15 protein-coding genes are annotated in these 22,668 nt (G+C 44.9%); 13 read left to right on the top strand and 2 right to left on the bottom strand.

Annotation, left to right across the window (positions count from 1 at the left end):
- Positions 1-91: 91 nt before the first annotated feature.
- Positions 92-2,764 carry a penicillin-binding protein 1A gene (locus tag ACMFL8_RS12575; RefSeq protein ID WP_413191174.1) on the bottom strand — a complete coding sequence of 891 codons (2,673 nt, stop codon included), beginning with the start codon at positions 2,762-2,764 and terminating at the stop codon, positions 92-94.
- A 193-nt stretch (positions 2,765-2,957) separates the two neighbouring features.
- Between ACMFL8_RS12575 and pilM the strand changes: the two genes are divergently transcribed.
- The 11 genes from pilM (at position 2,958) to ACMFL8_RS12520 (ending at position 19,890) form a co-directional block, all read left to right on the top strand.
- Positions 2,958-4,013 carry a type IV pilus assembly protein PilM gene (gene pilM / locus ACMFL8_RS12570; RefSeq protein ID WP_210540517.1) on the top strand — a complete coding sequence of 352 codons (1,056 nt, stop codon included), beginning with the start codon at positions 2,958-2,960 and terminating at the stop codon, positions 4,011-4,013.
- Positions 4,013-4,672: a PilN domain-containing protein gene (locus ACMFL8_RS12565; RefSeq protein ID WP_189585774.1), complete on the top strand. Its 660-nt coding sequence runs from the start codon at positions 4,013-4,015 to the stop codon at positions 4,670-4,672. Before pilM ends, ACMFL8_RS12565 begins: the two co-directional genes overlap by 1 nt.
- A complete protein-coding gene (locus tag ACMFL8_RS12560) occupies positions 4,669-5,400 on the top strand; it encodes a type 4a pilus biogenesis protein PilO (RefSeq protein ID WP_010201707.1) in 732 nt (243 codons plus the stop codon). The genes ACMFL8_RS12565 and ACMFL8_RS12560 overlap by 4 nt, the downstream gene beginning before the upstream one ends.
- Positions 5,400-5,933 (top strand): pilus assembly protein PilP, encoded by a 534-nt coding sequence (locus tag ACMFL8_RS12555; protein ID WP_010201706.1) that lies wholly within the window; start codon positions 5,400-5,402, stop codon positions 5,931-5,933. Before ACMFL8_RS12560 ends, ACMFL8_RS12555 begins: the two co-directional genes overlap by 1 nt.
- A 27-nt stretch (positions 5,934-5,960) precedes the next feature.
- Positions 5,961-8,321, top strand: coding sequence for a type IV pilus secretin PilQ (gene pilQ, locus ACMFL8_RS12550; protein WP_413191173.1), 2,361 nt, complete (start codon positions 5,961-5,963; stop codon positions 8,319-8,321).
- A 165-nt stretch (positions 8,322-8,486) separates the two neighbouring features.
- Positions 8,487-9,047: a shikimate kinase AroK gene (aroK, locus tag ACMFL8_RS12545; protein WP_026037374.1), complete on the top strand. Its 561-nt coding sequence runs from the start codon at positions 8,487-8,489 to the stop codon at positions 9,045-9,047.
- 138 nt (positions 9,048-9,185) lie between these two features.
- Positions 9,186-10,295, top strand: coding sequence for a 3-dehydroquinate synthase (aroB, locus tag ACMFL8_RS12540; protein ID WP_189585762.1), 1,110 nt, complete (start codon positions 9,186-9,188; stop codon positions 10,293-10,295).
- Between the two features lie 83 nt (positions 10,296-10,378).
- Positions 10,379-11,485, top strand: coding sequence for a hypothetical protein (locus tag ACMFL8_RS12535; protein ID WP_413191172.1), 1,107 nt, complete (start codon positions 10,379-10,381; stop codon positions 11,483-11,485).
- Between the two features lie 898 nt (positions 11,486-12,383).
- The gene (gene gltB / locus ACMFL8_RS12530; RefSeq protein WP_413191171.1) at positions 12,384-16,847 is read left to right on the top strand and encodes a glutamate synthase large subunit; all 4,464 of its coding nucleotides are present in this window, start codon (positions 12,384-12,386) and stop codon (positions 16,845-16,847) included.
- A gap of 192 nt (positions 16,848-17,039) precedes the next feature.
- Positions 17,040-18,461: an FAD-dependent oxidoreductase gene (locus tag ACMFL8_RS12525; protein WP_413191170.1), complete on the top strand. Its 1,422-nt coding sequence runs from the start codon at positions 17,040-17,042 to the stop codon at positions 18,459-18,461.
- Positions 18,462-18,666: 205 nt separating this feature from the next.
- Positions 18,667-19,890, top strand: a complete 1,224-nt coding sequence (locus ACMFL8_RS12520) for an FUSC family protein (protein WP_010201700.1) — start codon at positions 18,667-18,669, stop codon at positions 19,888-19,890.
- An 85-nt stretch (positions 19,891-19,975) separates the two neighbouring features.
- Here the strand turns inward: ACMFL8_RS12520 and ACMFL8_RS12515 are convergent, their stop codons facing one another.
- Positions 19,976-21,109, bottom strand: coding sequence for an ABC transporter substrate-binding protein (locus tag ACMFL8_RS12515; RefSeq protein WP_413191169.1), 1,134 nt, complete (start codon positions 21,107-21,109; stop codon positions 19,976-19,978).
- A gap of 358 nt (positions 21,110-21,467) precedes the next feature.
- Here ACMFL8_RS12515 and ACMFL8_RS12510 point away from each other — a divergent pair, with 358 nt between their 5' ends.
- Positions 21,468-22,280: a 3-oxoacyl-ACP reductase gene (locus ACMFL8_RS12510; RefSeq protein ID WP_210540511.1), complete on the top strand. Its 813-nt coding sequence runs from the start codon at positions 21,468-21,470 to the stop codon at positions 22,278-22,280.
- Positions 22,281-22,331: 51 nt separating this feature from the next.
- Positions 22,332-22,592 carry a hypothetical protein gene (locus tag ACMFL8_RS12505; RefSeq protein WP_413191168.1) on the top strand — a complete coding sequence of 87 codons (261 nt, stop codon included), beginning with the start codon at positions 22,332-22,334 and terminating at the stop codon, positions 22,590-22,592.
- Positions 22,593-22,668: the final 76 nt, after the last annotated feature.

Below are 22,668 nucleotides of genomic sequence, written 5' to 3'. Positions count from 1 at the left end.
TAAGATTATAGTTTCAAAATAAAAAAGGGCTGGTTCAGTGATTACTGAACCAGCCCTTTAATGCTAAATAGCCGTTACCCTCGTAAAGTATTTACTCTGGCATGGGTGGCATACGTTCGACAGGGGTGACCGTTAAAGGGTTTTGTGGCACGCTATCAGCGTTATTATTGCTTGGCTGTGACACGGGCGAATGCTCAGGTTCTGATGGCTTACGTTGCTGTGCTTTGGTCTTGACGGGTTTGGCTGACGTGCTAGTATCGGCATCATCATCTTCGCTGTCAACAATGCCATCATCTGTCATTTCTAGGATTTGTTGCATCTGTTTCTTAGATTTGGCACGGTTGTTAACAGACACCCATTGATTAGGCACATCTTTAAGCTGCGCTCTCATAAAGTCCATCCATACAGGCAGCGCCGCCACGCCACCATACTCACGGCGACCCATGGTTGATGGTTGATCAAAACCCATCCATACGACAGTAGTGTTAGTAGGATGAAACCCTGCAAACCATGCGTCTTTCGCATCGTTGGTTGTACCAGTTTTACCACCAATATCATTACGTCCCAACGCTTTTGCTCGTACAGCTGTACCACGCTGCACGACATCACGCAAGATATCAGCCATATCATAAGCCACTCTTGGCTTCAAAATACGCGGTGCTTGCATGGCAGTAATGTACTGCACGACAGGTGCTTTCAAACGATCTGAGGCTGGACTCCCATCATAAATATTTAAATCAAGCGCCTCGTTATCTTTTGCCGTATTGTCGCTATTTTCTGCATTGAGGTCAGCAGCTGATTTATTTTCTGTTGCTTTGTCTTTAGCGTTGACTTTTTCCTCTTTTTTAGCAGCAAGCGCTGCATTCTCTTTTTCTATTTTTGCCTCATAATCTACGATAAGCTTTTTATTGAGGTTTTCAAGTTGTTCGTTAAAGCATACAGCACAAGCTTGCTGCGGATTGGCTTGGAACAACAATTTGTTGTCGTAGTTGTAGATCTGTTCTATAAAGTAAGGCTGAACACGGTGACCACCATTGGCGAACGTAGAGTAAGCCGTTGCCATTTGTAATGGCGTTGCTTGCCCTGCGCCTAATGCCAACGATAAAGTCGTTGGTAGCTTTTCTTTATCAAGACCGAATTCGTCCAATAGATTGCGGGCATCAGAGATACCAATAGCCTGTAATAAGCGAATAGAGACTAAGTTACGTGATAAATACAAGCCACGACGTAAAGTGATATCACCTAAGAAACGTTGATCGGAATTTTTCGGTTTCCAGTCACCTACTTGAATCGGGCGATCCGAGACAATACTATCTGGGCGATAACCTTTTTCTAGCGCAGTGGTGTAAACCAGTGGCTTAATCGTTGAGCCTGGCTGACGCCATCCTTGCAAGGCACGGTTAAACTTACTGTGGTTAAAGTCAAAGCCACCGACCAATGCATTAACCGCTCCAGTTTCTGGATTCAAGGAGACCAGACTTCCTTGTATTTTAGGAATTTGTCCCAACTGCCAATTACCATTCGCGGTCGGTATCAAACGAATGATATCGTTTTTATTAACAATTTGGCGAGCATTGTCAGGAAAGTAACCGATACGATTGGCAGAAATATACTTGCGTGCCCAGCTCATCCCAGACCAACCAACAGTCACATTCTCACCAGAGGGCATTGTCGCCTCAAAACTGCGAGCATTCACTTTGGTGACTTTGGCAGGAGTCATATTACTATAACGACGGAAATTTTCTAGCGGTTCATCATTTGCTTCAGCCCCGCGCCAACCATGACGATGTTCGTAAGCCACCAAACCTGTCAGTATCGCCGCTTCCGCATCTGTTTGTGCTTTGCTATCAACCGTAAGGCGTACCCGCCATCCACTATGCATCACTTGCTCACCATAGCGATCAACTAAGGTAGAGCGAGTCATTTCTGCCAAATAAGGCATATTAACGTCTAGCTTTTCTTGGTATAAATTGATGGCTACCGGAGAATTTACCGCTTCGTCGTGTTGCGCTTTATTGATATAGCCCAGCTCAAGCATACGACCAATGATCCAGTTACGGCGAGTAAGGGCGCGGCTAGGGTTGGCAACAGGGTTGTATTTAGAAGGGGCTTTTGGCAGACCTGCTAACATTGCCATCTCAGCAATATTCAGGTTTTCTAACGATTTACTATAATATTTTTTGGCGGCGGCACGAATGCCATAAGCGCCTTCACCGAGGTAAATTTTATTGACATAGAGAGTCAAAATATCATTTTTACTGAGTTCGTCTTCAATCTTACGAGCCAAAAACAATTCCGTCAATTTACGATTTAAGGTACGTTCTGGGCTTAAAAAGTAATTTTTGGCAACCTGCATGGTGATGGTAGAGCCACCAGTTTGGCTGTCATCGTCAGTCACCACTTCAGTCACTGCACGACCAAGACCTTTAATACTGATACCACTATGCTGGAAAAAGGCCGCGTCTTCTGCAGCTAAAAAAGCATGCGTGAGATCTTCAGGAATGTCATCAAAAGTAACAGGTAGGGAGAGACGATTGCCATACTGACCGATTAATTTATCATCTCGGCTATAGATCTGTAATGGCATCTCTAAATTGGCAGTTTTGATTTCTTGGGTACTAGGCAAGGTGGGTGATAGATACATCGCCATCCCATAGAAACCAATAGGCACAGCAAGCGCTAAGATAACGGCGAGCGCCAGACAGGCAATGAAAAGCCCCACCAAAAAGCGAATGAGACGAACGGTAGCATTTTTTTTAGCCATAATGAGACTTATCAATTAAAATTTGCAACAAATAAGGCATTATACCTTGAACAAAATAGGGAGGTCATGATAAATGTGTAAGTTGACCTTAATAACTTATTTAAATGCTTGAATCTATCTGGTAAGTAAAGTATTGTACTAAAATATTACAAATCACTATCAGATTGTACACTTAATATAAGGTATAGAGTTTGTGAGGCTATTTACTTCCAAGAGTCGACATTTGATTGGCATAGATATCTGTGCTACTTCGGTCAAATTGGTTGACATACAGCGCCAACAAGGGATGTTTCATCTAAAATCCTATGGTATTGAAAGACTACCGGAAGGCGTAGTCGTTGACAAACTTCTTGTAGATACTGAGGCAGTGGGTAATATTATAGCTGGCTTGGCGCGACGCTGTCAGGTAGCGGGCAGCGATGCCGCTGCCGCCGTCTCAGGCTCAGCAGTGATCACCAAAATCATTGATATGGATATGGTGCTAAGCGATATTGAGCGCGAAGCGCAAATCCGTCTGGATGCTGATCAATATGTGCCTTATCCCTTAGAAGATGTCAATCTGGATTTTGAAGTATTGGGCCCTTCTTTAGTAAATGACGAGATGGTACAAGTGTTGCTTGCTGCCTCACGCTCGGAAAATGTCGACCAAAGAGTTGATGCTTTAACCTTTGGTGGCTTGCAAACCAAGGTCATGGATATTGAAACACATGCTATTGAGCGTGCGTTCGGTTTGATGGCAGACAACTTGCCAAATATGCCAGAGATTGTCGCCTTGATCGATATCGGACACAACCAAACCACATTATATATCGCCAAAAATGGCGAGTTTATATATAGCCGTGAACAGTTATTTGGTGGCTCTCAGCTCACAGAGGCGATACAAAATCGCTATGGACTATCAGCTGAAGAAGCAAATATTAGTAAACGTGCAGGTACTTTGCCTGATGATTACTATCCAGATGTATTGACCCCCTTTATAGAAAATACTATCCAACAAGTCACGCGCTCTCTACAGTTTTATTTTTCCTCGAGCCAATACAGTAGTATCGATCATATCGTACTGGCAGGTGGTAGTAGCTCTATTGCAGGTCTGGCCGGTATGGCGCAACAAAAACTGGGTGTGACGGTTAGTATTGCCAATCCTTTCACCAACATGACCATTGCGCCGCACATTGATAATGAGCAGCTGGTCATTGATGCCCCGAGTTTAATGGCCGCGTGCGGTCTTGCGTTAAGGAGCTTCGACTAATGGCTCGTATTAACCTACTGCCCTGGCGGCAAGAAGAACGCGCGCGTCGCAATAAAGAATTTCTTACTTTAGTAGTGGCGGTAACTTTATTTGCCTTACTAGCAGCGTTCGCTTCATGGAGCTATTTTAATAATGAGCTTGATGAACAACGCAATGCGAATGTACTGATTGAGCAAGAGAACGCTCGTTTAGACAAAGCATTGATCGAAATTGATAGCCTAGAGCAACGCCGTGAAGATATTATCTCTCGCATGCAGGTGATTCAAGACTTGCAAGGTCGACGACCTGTGCCTGTACGTCTATGGGATGATTTGGCCAAAGCCATTCCGCCTGCGCTTTATCTAAATAACCTAAAGCGCGAAGGTGATATCCTTACTTTGACGGGTCTTGCGGACAATCCAAATGTCGTATCAAGTTTGATTCGTAACCTTGATAGTAGCAAATGGATGGGCAACTCAGCGGTCAGCAATATTCAGCAAAATATTAGCGCGTATACACCAGCGCCTGCGCTTAATGAGCCGGTAACAACTGATGGACAGCCACGTCCCGTTTATCCTGAGGACAGTTACGTACAGTTTGTCGTAACGACCAAGGTGCAATCAGAGACTGCTGTAGCCGTTGATGCTGATGGTAGTACTGGGCTGGGAGGTGAGTTATGAAGCTGAGCCGTAAAAAAAGCCTAATCAAGACTAAAAAGAGCGCTGTCAATCCTAAAAAACAGTTTGACTTGAATGAGTTTCGCCGCAGTTTTGAGTCTTTGGATTCTGAAAACTACGGCAGCTGGCCAGTTCCGGTAAAGATAACGGTCATTGGATTTATCATTGCACTGATAGCGGCGCTATCGTGGGCGCTACCGATCAGCAGCAAGATTGATGAGATTACTGCGGCAGAAAGTCAGCAGCAAACCTTACTTGATAGTTACCGTGAAAAAGAGTCACGTGCACGTCACTTAAAAACTTATCAGGCACAGGTTGTCCAAATGGAGACGGAATTCAACACCTTACTTGACCAACTGCCAAAAGACACCCGCGTGTCAGAGCTGGTAGAGGGTATTAACATGACAGGTGTTGGCAGTAATATACGTTTCCAAGATATTTCTGTAGAGCCTGAGATTGAAAATGAATTCTTTATCGAGCAGCCTATTCGCATTGCAGCGTTAGGGGAATATCATCAGTTTGGTAGCTTTATCAGTGGTCTTGCTGCTTTACCACGCATTATTACGATGCACGATTTTGAAGTCAGTAATCCACAGCCTACTTTAGATGTGTTGCCGGAGCTGAATTTGGTATTACAAACCAAAACGTATCGCTCAAAAGAAGCGGCGCCTGAAGGTGAAGAGGCTGTTGCTACTGATGCCGCTACGACCGATGCTGCAGGAGGCAACTAATGAATATCAAAAAACTGCCCATGCTACTGATTTTGAGCGCCGCTGCTTTATCAATCACAGGTTGTAGTGATCGTATTGGTATGGCAGAAAAGGCGATGACCGATATTCGCAATCAGCCTGCTCAGCCTATCGAGCCACCGCCAAAAGCTGAGCTGGTAGAAGATTTTGTCTATAGTGCCAGTACGCAGCGCAGCCCGTTTCTGCCGCCAAGCTTAGTCAATGTACAAGGTCCTAGCACCTCTATCGATGGCGTACGCCCTGATATCACCAGAGTAAAAGAACCGCTTGAGCAATATGAGCTCTCACAGCTGACTTTTCGTGGCGTCGTAATTTCGCCAGAAGGTCAGCAGTATGCACTTGTACAGCGTCCTGATGGTTCGGTTGCTAGTGTGAGAGTAGGTGATTATCTTGGATTAAATGACGGCCGTATTGTTGAAATCACGCCGACCCAGATTAATTTGATTGAAATTGTGCCAGACAGTCGCGCCGGGTTTATTGAAAAACCCCAGTCGCTGGTCTCCCCTATAAGTTAAGTCGGCAGATTTTTTGAGGAATAAATAATGACAGTACGCAATAACAAGGTAATGATGATGAGCAACCGCGTCTCTTCTGCTTTTGCCATTTCTGCATTGGCAATCAGCATGGTAGCAGTTAGTAGCAGCGCCCATGCCGCCCAGCGCATTAATAATGTCTCTGTGGTACAGACTGCACCAGCAGTGACACAAATGCGTTTAGGCTTTGTAGGCTTGCCAGTATTACCTGCCGCTTATCAGCTCGATGATCCTAGCCGTCTGGTGTTGGATTTTGAACAGGTGCAAAACGGACTTGCCAGTCGCTTTAACGAATACAATATTGGTATGGTAAATGATGTTACGACGCTAAGCAGTGACAGTACCACGCGTCTGATTGTTGGGCTTAAACAAGCGGGCAACTATACGACAGCGATTGATGGCAATGATCTGCTGTTGACCCTTACCGATCCCAGTCGCCCAGTCATCACCAATGACCCGATTCAAGACGTACTCAATGACAATAATGGCATTACCACGACGGCAGTGGTCACACCTATTGTAGAAACCAGTAGCGTGCCTGTCACTTCAGTGAGAACAGTCGCAACTAGCACGACCGTGGTGAATAACCAAGTGCCGACGGATACAATGGTAGTGCGAGTCAATCCGCTACTAAATCCACAGCTTGCTGCCTCTCAAGTCAGTAAGCAGTATAGCTATGATGGCTTAACGGCGGTTAATTTTTCGGCAGGGAGTAACGGCGGTGGCAACGTTAGTGTTGCGCTTGCCAACGAAGCGATTCCGGTTGATGTACAGCGCCAAGGCAATAAATTGGTCGTACGACTAACTGGCAGCACGGTACCGAGAAACTTATTGCGTCGCTTGAATATTAATAGTGGTCTCGTTAGTAGTATTGATACCAAAAACCAAGGTCAAAATGGGGTTATCACCATTAATATGACTGAAGATTATGAGTATCAAGCGTATCAGTCGGGTAACCAGCTAAATGTCAGTATCAGTAAACCTGAGCTGCTACGAGAGCCAACACTGGAAGAGAGAGAGTACAGTGGCGAAGCGCTATCTATGGAATTCCAAGATGTTGAAATCCGTAGCGTCTTAGATATCTTAGCGCAGTTTACCGATATGAATATCGTCGCTAGTGATTCGGTGGCGGGTAACATCACCTTGCGCCTGATCAATGTGCCTTGGGATCAAGCGCTTGATATTATTCTAAAAAGTAAAAATCTGGGCAAACGCGAGAATGGCAATGTGATTTTAGTCGCGCCATCTACAGAACTTGCTGAACAAGAAGCGCGTGAGCTTGAAGCGCAGCAAGCGGTTGAATCTTATGCGCCACTGCGTACCGAATACATTCGCTTAAGCTATGCAAAAGCGCAAGATGTATTGACGCTTATTTCGCAAGGTAGTGGTTCATCTGGTGGCAGCAACACTGGCAATTCAAATACTAATGACAACAATACTTTATTGTCTAATCGTGGAACGGTTACGGTTGATGAGCGTACCAATACTCTGATTATCAAAGATGTCGCGGATAGTATCGAAAATATCCACAATCTAATCAGCAAAATTGATATTCCGGTTCGTCAAGTGATGATTGAAGCGCGTATCGTTAGTGCGACTGATAGCTTTAGTAAAGAGATTGGCGTTCGTTGGGGTATCCTATCGAATGGCGCAGCGAATAACCGTAGCCTATTGGTCGGCGGTAGTAATCAGACTTTGGCAGATCTTAAGGATTTTGATATTGAAACGACGACTGTCAATGGTCAAACGGTTTCTTATCCTTCTTATGATATCAGCCGTCCCGATAACTTAAACGTTGATTTAGGCGTTGCCAATCCAGCGGGTAGTATCGCTTTTGGCTTGTTAAGTATGTCTGATGTGATGCTGGATCTTGAATTGTCAGCACTGCAAGCCGACAATCGCGGTGAAGTTATTTCAACGCCGAAGATTTTGACAGCGGACAAACAAACAGCCAAAGTATCATCGGGTACGCAGATTCCTTATCAAGAAGCGTCTGCCAGTGGAGCAACCACGACCAGCTTTAAAGAAGCGGCACTCAGCTTAGAAGCGACGCCAAACATTACACCAGATGGTAAAATTGGCTTGCAACTTGTTATTACCAATGGCACGCCAACGATTATCAATAATCAGGTAGCAATTGCCGAAGATTCAATCTCGACCAATGTCATCGTTGAAGATGGTCAAACCATCGTACTAGGCGGGGTCTTTAAAAACCGTACCACTAATGAGGTATCTAAAGTGCCTTTCTTAGGGGACTTGCCTTACGTCGGTCGTGCATTCCGTCGTGATGTCCGTAGTAACTCTAAAGAAGAGCTACTGATATTTGTTACACCAAAACTGATCAACGATGGTGTGAGCCGTTTAAATTAATAATCGTGTTATAGGTTATGAATCAAAAAAAGCAAGCCCTAGTGCTTGCTTTTTTTATGGGTAAGTTTTTGTGCATGCGTGGATTTTACTCATAATAATCACTGCTCATTACTAGCCAGAATATCAATGACGTTGTATCATACCTAATTTAGCTGAGTGAGTGTTATGGTGGAGGAATTACCGTCGGTATTTTTAGTGGGGCCGATGGGAGCGGGGAAGACCACAATTGGCCGACTGCTTGCCAAGCAGTTAGGGCGGACATTCGTAGATAGCGATTGGTATATCGAGTCGCAAACCGGCGCTGATATTGCTTGGATATTCGCTAAAGAAGGCGAAGCGGGCTTTCGTGAACGTGAGACACGTGCCATTGATGAGCTGAGCCAGCAAAAGCAGATTGTCTTGGCAACGGGTGGTGGTGCTGTCATGGCTGCTGAAAATCGTGAATTTCTTAAGCAGCGTGGTATCGTGGTTTATCTCAATGCACCAGTTGATGTGCAAATGGCCCGCACTGCCAAAGATAAGTCGCGACCTTTATTACAACAGCCCAACCCCAGAAAAATATTGCAAGATTTATACAGTAAGCGCGATCCATTATACCGGCAAGTGGCTCATATCATTATGCCTACTGGTCATACGTATCCTCGCCATATGGTCAATCAATTATTACAGCAGCTCGAATCCTTGTGTTGCGCGCCTTCTATAACACCAGACTCTAAAGAAGATTGAAGATAAAAAATAATAGACTATGGCGTGTCCTCATTTTAACCCCTTTAGCTCGCTATCGATTAAATTGAGGACACGCTCTAGATGTATAACGATACTCAGCTAATGTTACTTCACTAAAAAATGCTCAGGGAGACTTTCATGGCAACGGCACTGTTTCATGATGGCTTAACGGTACACACGCAAAGCCATGATTATCCAATCATCATTACTGAAAAATCTGCGACAGAAGCTAGCAGTATGGCGAAGCAAGTCGCACCTTATATTAGCGGTCGCCAAGTATTGATTGTCACCAATGATATTGTGGCACCTTTATACTTAAAATCGTTAGAAGATGAGCTAGCACAGCAATTTACGGTAAAGGTCTGTGTGTTACCAGATGGTGAGCAATATAAGAACCAGACGAGTATTGACCAAATTTATGATGCCCTAATGGCTGAGCATTTCAATCGTGATGTTACGCTTATCGCACTTGGTGGCGGCGTGGTTGGTGATATGACAGGCTTTGCAGCCGCCAGCTTTATGCGCGGAGTGAATTTTATCCAAATTCCAACCACGTTATTGTCTCAAGTGGATTCAAGCGTTGGTGGCAAAACAGGCATCAATCATGCCCAAGGCAAAAATATGATTGGGGCTTTTTGGCAGCCGCAAATAGTACTTGCTGAGATGAGTACGCTAAAAACCCTACCAGCGCGTGAGCTTTCGGCAGGTCTTGCTGAAGTCATTAAATACGCGCTTATCATGGATGCAGATTTTTTGACGTGGCTTGAGCACAATTTACCGGCAATGATGGCTTTAGATTTGGCGGTACTTGGCGAGGCGGTAAAACGTTGCTGTCAGTACAAAGCCGATGTCGTCGCCCAAGATGAAAGAGAGTCGGGTGTGCGTGCGTTATTGAACTTCGGCCACACTTTTGGTCATGTGATCGAAACCCATGAAGGCTATGGTAATTGGCTGCATGGTGAGGCCGTTGCCGCTGGCATGGTACAAGCGGCTGAGCTGTCACAAAAACTAGGCTGGTTAACGAATGAGGACGTGGCTCGTATTAAGCGCGTTTTGACATTGGCCAATTTGCCTATTACCCCGCCTACTATTGACGTACAAACGGCTTTAGACTTGATGGGTCATGATAAAAAAGTGAAACACGGACAAATCCGCCTTATTTTGCTAAAATCAATAGGTGAAGCTGTGTTGACCAATGATTTTGATGCCGAGCTTCTCACTGATGTCTTGTCACAACATAGCTCATGAGAACGTCAAATTTATTGATTGTCACTATATTGGTATGAGCACAGATTTAAAGCGTTTAACTATATTTCACCAAGGATCTCCTCATGGCAGCATCTAGCTCGTCGACTCGCACCGCTGGTCAGTCATATCGTCGTCAAGCACTGATTTGGTTGTTAGTGACCCTAGTGTTGGGCGTTGCTACGGCTTTGGTCTGGATGTTTAGTCAAACACCAGCGATGGGTGCCAAGATTGAAAATGCCCCGATATCAGCTCCGCAAACATTAAGTGCCGAACTTGAGCAGCCATTAGCCATTGAGTCGCTACATGAACTAGATACGGATGTACAGCCGATCAGTTTTGATGCGACGGTTCGTGATTTACGCAGTTATCCTGATGAGTTTAAAGACAAGCGTTATCTGCTGGCCAATAAAGGAAAATGGACCGTGCAGGTGATGAATGTTGCAGAAAACGAGGTGATTGTCAGTTATTTAGAGGGCCGTGAAGACCGTGAGAAGTTTTCTTACTTTCGCTATCTTGATGATAATAATCAGATCCGTTATATGCTGACTTATGGCTTGATGAGCAGTCCGCAAGAGGCTGTTGGTGCTGCCAAATTAATTGATTTTAGGCTACCGGCCAATGTGCGTGTCTTGCCTGAAGAAATTAATCGCTATGTCAGTATCATCGACAATTATGAACGCCCTGATCCGGTCAAAGACTTGAGTGCTAGACGCACACAATCTGTTAATTTGCGTCCAACCAAACGTGAATTGCCGGTGCGTCAGACAACGCAAACTAATGATAGTGTCAATGAGAAAGCTGTCAGCAATAATGCCAATCGTGGTGGTCAAGAAGTAACTAATAGTAGTAGTGAGGAAAGTATCCGTCAGTCGGTTGATACTTCAGCGACCTTGTCAGTCAATGAAGAACGTACTGTTGGTAATGAATCACAATCAATCTCTGAAGTACCGGCTAAAAACGAAAATGACGCAAATAGGTCTAATCAGGACAATAAAACGCCTACGACATCAGGAACGGGTAATAGTCCTATAAAAAAACCACCAGTGGTAGTAGCGCCAAAACCACCAAATACCAATAGCAGTAATGGTGCAAGCAATAATTCGAACGCTACTGGTCGAGTCGCCAATACCAATCCTTCAAAAAATAATAGTGACAGCATGAAGGCGCTAATAGAAGATAAAAGCAACTGACCCTTATTGAGTGTTAATTTAATAATGAAACCCACTAACTGTCTTTGTTAGTGGGTTTTTTGATGTATTAGCACTCGTTTTGGCTGTTTTAAAGTGAGGTTTAGAGACAGCTAGGCTTTACGTCTCTTCGCAGTTAAGTCTTAAATTTCTCTCTTTGTATTAAGTTTTCAATCCTGTTTTTCATTGTCCTATAACTAATAGTAATAAGTTGTCTTACAATTTATGGCTGATGAATCGATAGAAAAGACTAGATTTTTTGTTAAGCATTAACTAAGATGAGTATGGGCAACGCTCTGTATAGTTATCGTAAATAACGGTTTAACGAGCAGTCATTTAGTAACTTATTATTAGTGGTAAGATAGTTGCTTACTAAACGGTTGTCGCTTCAAGTGCGGCGATTGGCCCTCTATAGTAAGCTTATTACAAATCGCACAATCCCTGCTAGTGTCACTTCGATTAGGGTTACTAAGGCGCTTGTATATAGAGTGTCTGATATTCAATATTAATAAAATGCCATATTGTCGCATGCTCAACTAGCCGCTTACTAAGCCACGCTAGTAGGATGTAACACCAAGCGTTAATGAAAGTGCTAATGAGTGGGTAACTGGTATACAGGGTGTTATTTTACCCGGTTGCCATGGGCGGTTACTGACTGTTTATTGGTGCATTTTGTTATTACACGAGTGGTCTGTTATTAGATTATCAAAGGATTGGTTGCCAAAGCACTGTGAGAGTTAGAGTTTCATCTTATTCTCACAGCATAACTATCTACTGAGCATCGCACTATTTATTAATTCGCATATACGAATATTTACCTACCAGCCCGTTCTGCCTGCGGTCACCAGTTTATACTCCGCATTGGATATATAAGCTGCCCGTTTACTCAAAAGGACAAGCTATGTCAATGATTTCTTCCCATACGCATTTGGCCACGCCGGATGACTTTTCTGATAACTGCGGCTTTGGTTTGATTGCTCATATTGAGGGACAAGCCAGTCACGATTTGGTAAAAACGGCTATTCATAGCCTCAGCTGTATGACGCACCGTGGTGGTGTTGCTGCTGACGGTAAGACAGGCGATGGTTGTGGTTTGCTATTGGCAACGCCCACGGCTTTCTTCAAAGACATTGCTCGCGAGCAACAGTTAGTAATCACAGATAATTTCGCTGTGGGTATGGTGTTTGTTAATCTCGACGAGTCCAAAGCCCAGTACAGTCAGCAGGTACTTGCTGATGAAATTATTGCTGAAGGTTTAGAGGTTGCTGGCTGGCGCGACGTGCCACTTGATCTAAGTATTGTCGGTGAGATTGGTCGTGAGACCTTGCCAGGCTTTAAGCAAGTATTTGTCAACGCACCTGACACTTTAGATGCGGAAGATTTTAACCGTAAGCTGTTTGTAGCCCGCAAAAAAGCAGAGCAGCGTTTGGTGGATGATGAGCTGTTTTATGTGTGCTCGCTGAACTGTCAAACGATTATTTACAAAGGCTTGGTAATGCCTTCCGATCTACCAGCGTTTTTCTTGGATTTACAAGATGAGCGTTTGGCCTCGCATATCGTGGTGTTCCATCAGCGTTTTTCAACCAATACGTTACCGCGCTGGCCATTGGCACAGCCCTTCCGTTATCTTGCCCATAATGGTGAACTGAATACCATCACGGGTAATCGTAACTGGTCTAAAGCACGTACGCCAAAATTAAAATCAGACAAACTGCCTAACTTAAATGAACTGACGCCATTAGTGAATAGCACAGGTTCGGACTCATCAAGCTTAGATAATATGCTTGAAGTACTGATGTCTGGTGGTATGAATTTGTTCCATGCAATGTCGATTCTGGTACCACCTGCGTGGCAGAATGTTGATAGCATGGATATGGATTTGCGCGCGTTTTATGAATTTTACTCGCAGCATATGGAAGCGTGGGATGGTCCAGCAGGTCTTGTGATTCAAGATGGACGCTATGCGGTCTGTATGCTCGATAGAAACGGCCTGCGTCCTTCGCGTTGGGTGACCACCAAGAACGGCTATATTACCGTTGCGTCAGAGGTTGGCGTTTGGGATTACTCGCCACAAGATGTATTGGCAAAAGGTCGAGTCGGACCTGGTCAAATGCTGGTCATTGATACGTTGACTGGTCAAGTCTTAGATACGACTGCTATTGCAACTTTACTAAAAACGGCTCATCCATATCGTAAATGGCTACGTGAAGAAGCGACACGCGTCCGTGATGATGAGCGCTTAGAAGAAACCTTGGCAGCGCAAGCTTGCCGTGGTGATAAGCTAAAAGCCTTACAGAAAATGTATCACATCACTAATGAAGAGCGTACAGAAATTATTCGTCCGAACGCTGAAAATGGTCAAGAGCCAGTTGGTTCGATGGGTGATGATACGCCAATGGCGGTACTATCGCAGCAAATTCGCCATGTCGGTGACTTCTTCCGTCAGCAGTTCGCTCAAGTAACCAATCCACCAATCGATCCACTACGTGAATCCATTGTGATGTCGTTACAGACATGCTTAGGTGCGGAAACCAACGTATTTGCGCCATCAGCTAGAGACGCACACCGTATTATTTTATCGTCACCAGTCTTGTCAGCCAGCAAAATGCAGCAGCTTGAAACCTTAGATGATTCGGCGTTCAAAATGGCGCGCATTGATCTGAACTATGACCGTACTGTAGAGCTGTCTGATGCTATCGTGGCTATTTGTGAGCAAGTAGCGACTAGCATCCGTGCTGGTAACACGCTGATCGTATTGTCTGATAAAGATATCGATGCCGACAAAGTACCAGCCAATGCCATCATGGTTACGGGCGCTGTGCATCACTATTTAATTGGGCAAGGTATTCGTACTGATGCCAACTTGGTGATTGAGACCGGTCTAGCGCGCGATTCGCATCAAATAGCGGTATTGATTGGCTTTGGCGCGACCTGTGTGTATCCGTACTTAGCTTATGACGTCATCGATGATTTGGTTGCCACTGGTGAGCTATTGGGCGATCCGATTCAAGCGCGGGTTAATTTCCGCAAAGGCTTGGATAAAGGACTGCTAAAAATCTTATCAAAAATGGGTATTTCTACCATTGTTTCTTATCGCGGTGCGCAGTTGTTTGAAGCAGTCGGCCTCTCAGAAGAAGTCGTCAATTTATGCTTTAAAGGCGTACAAAGTCGTATCAAAGGGGCTACCTTCGCAGACTTAGCTGCCGATCAAGCGCAGCTAGCAGCGAATGCCTTTAAACGTCGCGCGCCACTGGATCAAGGTGGTCTGCTGAAATTCGTCTTTAATAAAGAATACCATGCCTTTAATCCTGACGTGATTAACAGCCTACATACCGCTGTGCGCACGGGCGATTATGACAATTATCGTAATTATGCCAATTTAGTAAATAGCCGCCCAGTTGCCACTTTGCGTGACTTATTGCAGTTAAAGACGGACAATCCTATCGATGTCAATGACGTCGAAGATATCTCCAAGATTTTGACTCGTTTTGACTCGGCTGGTATGTCGTTAGGCGCGCTATCTCCTGAAGCGCATGAAGCCATTGCTATGGCGATGAATACCATTGGTGGTCGCTCAAACTCTGGTGAGGGCGGTGAAGACCCAGTACGTTATGGTACCTTGCGCAACTCAAAAATTAAGCAAGTTGCCTCGGGTCGTTTTGGCGTAACTCCAGCGTATCTACGCTCAGCGGAAGTGATGCAAATTAAAGTGGCACAGGGTGCTAAGCCGGGTGAGGGTGGTCAGTTACCGGGTGGTAAAGTCAACGCCTTGATTGCCCGTCTGCGTTATTCAGTGCCAGGGGTGACGTTGATTTCACCACCGCCGCATCATGATATTTATTCTATTGAAGATTTGGCGCAGCTGATTTTTGACTTAAAACAAGTCAATCCAGATGCCTTGGTTTCGGTCAAACTGGTCTCACGTCCGGGTGTTGGTACTATCGCTACTGGCGTGGCAAAAGCCTATGCCGACTTGATTACCATCTCAGGTTATGATGGTGGTACCGCCGCTTCACCCTTGTCGTCTATCCATCATGCTGGCTCGCCGTGGGAGTTGGGTCTTGCTGAGACGCATCAGTCATTGCGAGTCAATGGTCTTCGAGACAAAGTACGTATCCAAACAGATGGCGGTCTAAAAACTGGTCTGGATGTGGTTAAAGCCGCTATCCTTGGCGCTGAAAGCTTCGGCTTTGGTACGACGCCGATGATTGCTGTTGGTTGTAAGTATTTGCGTATTTGCCATTTAAATAACTGCCCGACTGGCGTTGCCACGCAAAAAGCCCAACTGCGTGATGAGCATTTCATTGGCGAAGCGGAAATGTTGATTAACTTCTTTAAGTTTGTCGCTACGGAGACACGTGAATGGTTAGCGGCATTGGGCGTGCGTAGTATGGAAGAGCTGGTCGGACGTACAGACTTGCTTGACGTGCTAGAAGGCAATACTGATAAGCAACGCCATTTAGATTTATCACCGCTATTATTTAGCCATCCGGCCAGTAGCGGCAAAGCGCAGACCTGTCAGGTAGAGCGTAATGAGCCATTTGATAAAGGCTTACTTGCAGAGCAAATGATTAGTGATATGCTGCTCAATATTCGTCAAGGTAATGGCGGTGACTATAGCTATTTTGTTGGTAACTGTGACCGATCTATCGGTGCTCGTATTTCTGGCGAGATTGCACAAGTATGGGGCAACCTGGGCATGAGTGATATGCCGATAAAACTTCGTTTGACTGGTACAGCAGGGCAGAGCTTGGGTGTTTGGAATGCTGGCGGCTTGAATATTGAGCTTGAAGGCGATGCCAATGACTATGTTGGAAAAGGCATGGCAGGTGGTGAGATTGTCATTTACCCACCAAAAGACTCAAGCTTTATCGCCCAAGAAACAGCCATCATCGGTAATACCTGCCTATATGGTGCAACTGGCGGCAAGCTATATGCTGCTGGTACCGCAGGTGAGCGTTTTGGGGTTCGTAACTCTGGTGCGCATGCAGTCATCGAAAGCACTGGTGATCATTGCTGTGAATATATGACGGGCGGTATAATGACCATTCTTGGGCGTACTGGTCTCAACTTCGGTGCTGGTATGACGGGTGGCTTTGCTTATGTGCTCGACATGGAAGGGGATTTCTTTGATCGCTGCAATCATGAATTGATTGATTTAAACCGTATCTCAAGTGAGCAGACGGAAGGTCATCGCATTCATTTACAACAAGTGATTGAGACCCATGTAGAGAAAACTGGTAGCGCGTGGGGTCAGACTATTTTGGCTGACTTTGAGCATTATGTTCGTAAGTTTTACTTGGTGAAGCCAAAAGCGGCAAACATTGCGAGTCTCCTTAAAACCACGATGGCTGACCCACAGTAGCTTGTATTAAGTTGATTCAATCGATTAATTTAATCAGAGTCGCCAGCGTTCCGTTTTAAGACACGTTTTAACTCACAGGTTTCGAGTAGGTAAGTGGCAGCAACGACATAGATATCTTAAGTCCTGATGTATTAAGTATCGTTGCCTGCCACCACCCATCATAGAAGAGCCTTATATTACAGAGATAACACCATGGCAAAACGCTTAGAAAATAGCTTTCAGTTTTTAGATGTACCTCGGCTTGAGCCGACCAAAAAAGACATCGCGACGCGCTCAACAGAGTTTGTCGAGATTTACAAACCGTTTGAGAATGAATCAGTGGCGCAGCAGTCGCATCGTTGTCTTGAGTGCGGCAACCCGTACTGCGAGTGGAAATGTCCAGTACACAACTACATCCCAAATTGGCTCAAACTGGCGACAGAAGGTCAAATATTTCAAGCAGCAGAATTGTGCCACCGTACCAATACCTTGCCTGAAGTATGCGGACGAGTTTGTCCACAAGACCGTCTGTGCGAAGGTGCTTGCACGTTGAACGACGGCTTTGGTGCAGTGACGATTGGTAACGTTGAAAAATATATCAACGACACTGCTTTTGCACTCGGTTGGCGTCCAGATATGTCTGAAGTGGTATGGACAGACAAAAAAGTCGCGGTTATCGGTGCAGGACCAGCAGGTCTTGGCTGCGCAGATATCTTGGTCAGAAATGGTGTAAAACCTGTCATCTTTGATAAACGTCCTGAAATCGGAGGCTTACTGACTTTTGGTATTCCTGAATTCAAAATGGAAAAAGACGTCATGCGCAATCGCCGTGTGATTTTTGAAGACATGGGTATGGAATTCCGCCTAGAAACAGAAATTGGCACAGATGTCACTATTGATGAGTTATTAGCTGAATATGATGCAGTCTTTATGGGTATGGGTACGTACACCTATATGCGCGGCGGCTTTGCTGGCGAAGAGCTGACAGGCGTCTATGATGCGCTAGATTACTTAATCGCCAATGTGAACCGTTGTAATGATTGGGAAAAGGATGCTGAAGAGTACATCGACTTTAAAGGCAAGAGAGTGGTGGTATTAGGTGGCGGCGATACAGCGATGGACTGTAACCGTACCAGTATTCGTCAAGGTGCTGAGCAAGTGGTCTGTGCCTATCGCCGTGATGAAGAGAATATGCCGGGCTCACGCCGCGAAGTGGTCAATGCTCGTGAGGAAGGCGTTGAGTTTTTATTCAACCGTCAGCCTACTGAAATCATTGGCTTAAACGGTAAAGTGAATGGCGTAAAAGTAGTCACGACTCACTTGGGTGCGCCAGATAACCGTGGTCGCCAGCGTCCTGAGCCGATTCCTAATTCTGAAGAGATTATCCCATGTGATGCCGTCATTATGGCGTTTGGTTTTAGACCAAGTCCTGCTGATTGGTTTGAGTCTCAGCAAGTGGCGATGGACAGCTCTGGTCGCGTGTTGGCAGCAGAAAAACAAACCTTTAAATTCCAAACCAAAAATCCTAAAATATTTGCCGGTGGCGATATGGTACGTGGCTCTGACTTGGTTGTTACGGCTATTTGGGAAGGCCGCGAAGCTGCGGAAGGTATACTAGACTTCTTAGAAGTTTAATTAGATTTATTAAACTCAGCAATTTATAAGTAGCGTTTGAACATGAACGTCTTTTGTCTTTTGATAGGCAGGAGACGTTTTTTTTGATTAATGCTTTGTAAATAGAGAATCGACTGCTAGCATGTTTGTGAGTAACCTAGGTGATTTATCATTTATCTCGCTTATCAACTAAAACTCGCTTAACCACTAAAAAGAGTAGCCTTGCGTGAAACCAACCCTTTATCAGCATGTTACTGCGCCATTTATTGAGCCTTATGTCCGCTACCAACATGCAGATGTTTTGCATGCTATACGCTTAGGTACCGCTGTAATACTGGCTTTGTTAGTCAATAAAGTCACTAACTTCCCACATGGTGAATGGACGACCATTACGGTTTTTATCATCTTGGGATTATTACAGTATCAAGGCGCTATTTATACCAAAGCGAAAGAGCGCATACTGGGTACGCTATTTGGTATTGGCACTGCCTTTGGGGTTTTGTGGTTTAATCAAAACGCAGGTGCATGGCTATGGGTGGACTATGCGCTCATCGGTCTATTAAGCGGTATCATTGGTTATTTAGCGGTTAGAAATCTTGGATATACAGGGCTACTGACGGGTATCACTATGTTGATGATTGTCTCTGATCTAGGTAACAATAGTATCGGTCAAGACGGCATCTACCGCGCTCTAAATATCTTGTTGGGTACTGGCGTTGCGGTAGCCGTGACGCTGATTTTGCCGTTGAAGTCGACCTTGATGTGGCGGTTTTTATTGAGTAGTAACCTTGACGCTTGTAGTAGTCTCTACGCTGGCGTCGGCCATCACATTGATGCAACGGAGGGTGGAGTAGATGGGACAACAGATGACTCTGTGCAAAAGTTAAAACCCGTAGCCTTTCCTGTTAAGGAAGTGCCCGTTGATAGAGCATTGGTCACAGCGCTACAGCAGATTAACAAACGCCTGCTAGCCGTGCGTCCACATATCGCTGCGACAGCAAGTGAGTCAGGGATCGAGAAAGAAACGCTAGAGACGATTCAGCGTACTCATCGTAATATCATCGGCACGATTGATTTACTATTAAGTGCCGCGCCGCGCTTGGCGAATATAGAAATCGATGAAGAAAACCATGTCCTATTGATGCACTATCAGCATGAGCTGACCCAAGCCATGCATCATATGGCCGCGGTGCTACGTAGTCCAAGCGATGAAGTATTTCGCCCCATTACTCGTATTGCCGTCTCAGAGTATCCAAGCGTACAGCACTTGGCGTTTGAGTGGCAGGGGTATTTTTGGTTGACACAAACTTTGCAAACCCAGCTACAGCAGTTGAGCGACTTGCTACAAACCAGCAAGCCGCACTGGTTTGCAGCGTCAGGTCTGGGCTATCAACGCCGTGAGCAGCGCCGCATGAAAGAGCAGGGCGGCGAGACAGATCTGCATTTATAACACACAAAAAAAACGCTGACCATTTAAGATCAGCGTTTTTATTTTTAAAAGTATGCTTTATTTTTAAAACTCTAAATCGAGACTATTAACGTCCAGTTTTTAGCTTATCCCAATACTGCTGATACACTTGCAATGCTTCATCACCGACATCTTCTTGAAATTCCGCTTTTGCCAGTACGTCTTTGGCAGGGTAAATCGTTGGATTGTTTTGGACGCTCTCATCCATCAGCTCACGTGCTGCTATATTTGGCGACGCATAGCCAATCTCTTCACTCACGATTTTTGCATTTTCAGGACGCAATAAGTAATCAATAAATTTGTGTGCTGCATCTACTTGTTTGGCATTTTTTGGAATGACAAAATTGTCCATCCATAAAATAGCGCCTTCCGTTGGATATTTATAAACCAAGCTGGTCAGACCTTCGTCATTGGCCATGACTGCCTCGCCATTCCACGTCATACCGAGCGAAGTTTCACCTTCGATGTACGGCATACGTGTGGCATCAGAGTTAAAGGTTTTGACGTTCGGCATCAACGTAGTGAGCTTATCGTAAGCGGCTTTGATTTCGTCAGGATTTCTACTATTGCCTGAGTATCCAAGAGTCAGTAGTGCCATACCAAAGACTTCGCGTACGTCGTTGGTGAGCATCACTTGACCTTTATACTTAGGATCCCATAGGTCATTCCAGCTATTGACGGTTTTAGGGTCGACACTGTCACCATTAATCGCTAGACCGGTGCTGCCCCACATATAAGGAATAGAGTATTTGTTTTCAGGATCGATTTTAGTATTGGTAAATGAAGTATCGAGGTTTTTAAAATTGCTCAATTTAGACTTATCCAGCTCTTGCAACAGTCCTTCTTTGGCCATTTTTTCGACATAATAAGTCGATGGAATTGCTAAATCATATTGGCTAGAATCATCCAGCAGTTTGAGTTTGGCGTACATCGCTTCGTTAGAGTCAAAGGTGGTGTAATTGACCGAGATGCCAGTCTCTTCTTCGAAACCATCTAAAATCTCTTGCGGCATATATTCTGACCAGTTATACAGATTGAGCGTCTCATTACTCGCCGCTGCGCTGCCATCCGCTGCATTGTCAGAGTTGCTACAGCTGGCAAGCACTAAGCCGACAGCCGCCGCTAATAATGCTTTTGGCACTATGCGACCGATACGAGCCGAGGTATTAATGGTTGGATGGGACGATGATAAATGGGTCAAAATATCTCTCCTAAATAAAGATGATGCAAATCAAAAAAATTGATAAAAATGGCAAGATGATAAATGCCTAATGTCGCCAATAAAACTATTATGGTTATCGCTTTGCACAATTTAAAGAGCTATCTTCAAGACAGTACTTAGTAATACTAATAAAGGTAGCGAGTCGTGCCAATCAAATGAGTATTAAAGCTAACTTAAAGGCAGCCAATGTTTGGTAGGGCTTTTAGAAAATCGCCAACAGTGAATCGAGAGAAGGCAGTATATAACCATGCTATGATTAACGCAGGCCAAAACGCGCTAAGCCCTTAATTCTCATAATACTAAATAACCATACCACAATAATAAAGGATGCAACATCATGACTCAAATTACCTCGACTCACAGCACCTCAGTGATTCCTGCACTGCTCACAGAAAAAGTCGCTATCGTTACGGGAGCCAGTCGTGGACTGGGCGCACAGATTGCTCAGCAAATGGCAGCAGCAGGCGCAATCGTTTGTGTCAACTATCTCAATAGTGAAGAGGCAGCTAATAGAGTGGTTGCTGACATCATAGCGGCGGGTGGGCAAGCATTTGCATATCAGGCAGATGTCACCGAGCTTGAGCAAGTACAAGCAATGGCGGCTGAAGTCGTCAGCCGTCATGGTCGTATCGATGTATTGGTCAATAACGCCTTGCCAAATTATCAGTTTAATCCCAGTGCCGAGTACACCAGCATTGAGACCGTCAAATGGTCGCATTTCTCGCAGCAGATAGACGGTATCGTCAAGGGAGCGGTCAATACAGTACAGGCCGTATTGCCGCAGATGAAGGCACAGCAGATGGGTAAAATTATCAATATCTCAACCAACCTTGTTTATAATCCAGTAGTCACCTATTACGACTATACCACTGCTAAATCAGCATTGATTGGGCTGACACGCAATCTCGCTGCGGAGCTAGGGCAGTATGGTATTCGCGTAAACTTGCTGGCAGGTGGTTTGCTTAAGACCACCGATGCAAGCAGTCTAACCACCGAAGAAGTATTCGATTATATCGCGACCACCACGCCGCTGCGTCAAGCGACTTCAGTGGCTGACTTTGCCAATTCTATATTGCTCATGGCATCAGATTTGAGTTCGGCTATTACTGGACAGTCGATCGCTGTCGATGGTGGTTTGACCATGCCTTAACAATGCCTTGATTGGCTAGTATCATTTGATTGAGTTTAGAAGAGGAATGAGATGAATAATCGTAAACGTACTGGGATTATTACGGCTGTGCTTGGTATCGTCGCTTTTATGGCACTGTTCAATGCTGGCTCACCGACCGCTATCATTGATTGGCCAGTTGAGACATATATGAGTTTGGTGTTTACGATTGGTTGGTTGAGTAGTGTGCCCAATTGGTTGGCTTATGTATTGGCGGCTGTGGTGCTTATTTTGATTATTGTCGGATTTTATAAAATTGGTGGTTGGGTTCATGGCTTAATAGTAAGAAGATAAATTTCACTAACTTTTCCTATTAAAATTGATCTTGCACCCACAGCTTATCGCCTATGAAAGGTTGTAGCGTGTAACA

Origin of the sequence: Psychrobacter sp. AT9 (assembly GCF_047272965.1) — a bacterium.
GTDB lineage: Bacteria > Pseudomonadota > Gammaproteobacteria > Pseudomonadales > Moraxellaceae > Psychrobacter > Psychrobacter glaciei.
The sequence above is the reverse complement of the archived record's forward strand: the minus strand, read 5'-3'. Positions and strand labels throughout refer to the sequence as shown.

Bases quoted from the DNA above. Each gene is read 5' to 3' on its own strand.
- ACMFL8_RS12575 (WP_413191174.1), bottom strand. From the start codon at position 2,764: ATGGCTAAAAAAAATGCTACCGTTCGTCTCATTCGCTTTTTGGTGGGG.
- ACMFL8_RS12565 (WP_189585774.1), top strand. From the start codon at position 4,013: ATGGCTCGTATTAACCTACTGCCCTGGCGGCAAGAAGAACGCGCGCGT.
- ACMFL8_RS12555 (WP_010201706.1), top strand. From the start codon at position 5,400: ATGAATATCAAAAAACTGCCCATGCTACTGATTTTGAGCGCCGCTGCT.
- ACMFL8_RS12560 (WP_010201707.1), top strand. From the start codon at position 4,669: ATGAAGCTGAGCCGTAAAAAAAGCCTAATCAAGACTAAAAAGAGCGCT.
- ACMFL8_RS12510 (WP_210540511.1), top strand. From the start codon at position 21,468: ATGACTCAAATTACCTCGACTCACAGCACCTCAGTGATTCCTGCACTG.
- ACMFL8_RS12525 (WP_413191170.1), top strand. From the start codon at position 17,040: ATGGCAAAACGCTTAGAAAATAGCTTTCAGTTTTTAGATGTACCTCGG.
- gltB (WP_413191171.1), top strand. From the start codon at position 12,384: ATGTCAATGATTTCTTCCCATACGCATTTGGCCACGCCGGATGACTTT.
- aroK (WP_026037374.1), top strand. From the start codon at position 8,487: ATGGTGGAGGAATTACCGTCGGTATTTTTAGTGGGGCCGATGGGAGCG.
- ACMFL8_RS12505 (WP_413191168.1), top strand. From the start codon at position 22,332: ATGAATAATCGTAAACGTACTGGGATTATTACGGCTGTGCTTGGTATC.
- ACMFL8_RS12535 (WP_413191172.1), top strand. From the start codon at position 10,379: ATGGCAGCATCTAGCTCGTCGACTCGCACCGCTGGTCAGTCATATCGT.
- pilQ (WP_413191173.1), top strand. From the start codon at position 5,961: ATGACAGTACGCAATAACAAGGTAATGATGATGAGCAACCGCGTCTCT.
- aroB (WP_189585762.1), top strand. From the start codon at position 9,186: ATGGCAACGGCACTGTTTCATGATGGCTTAACGGTACACACGCAAAGC.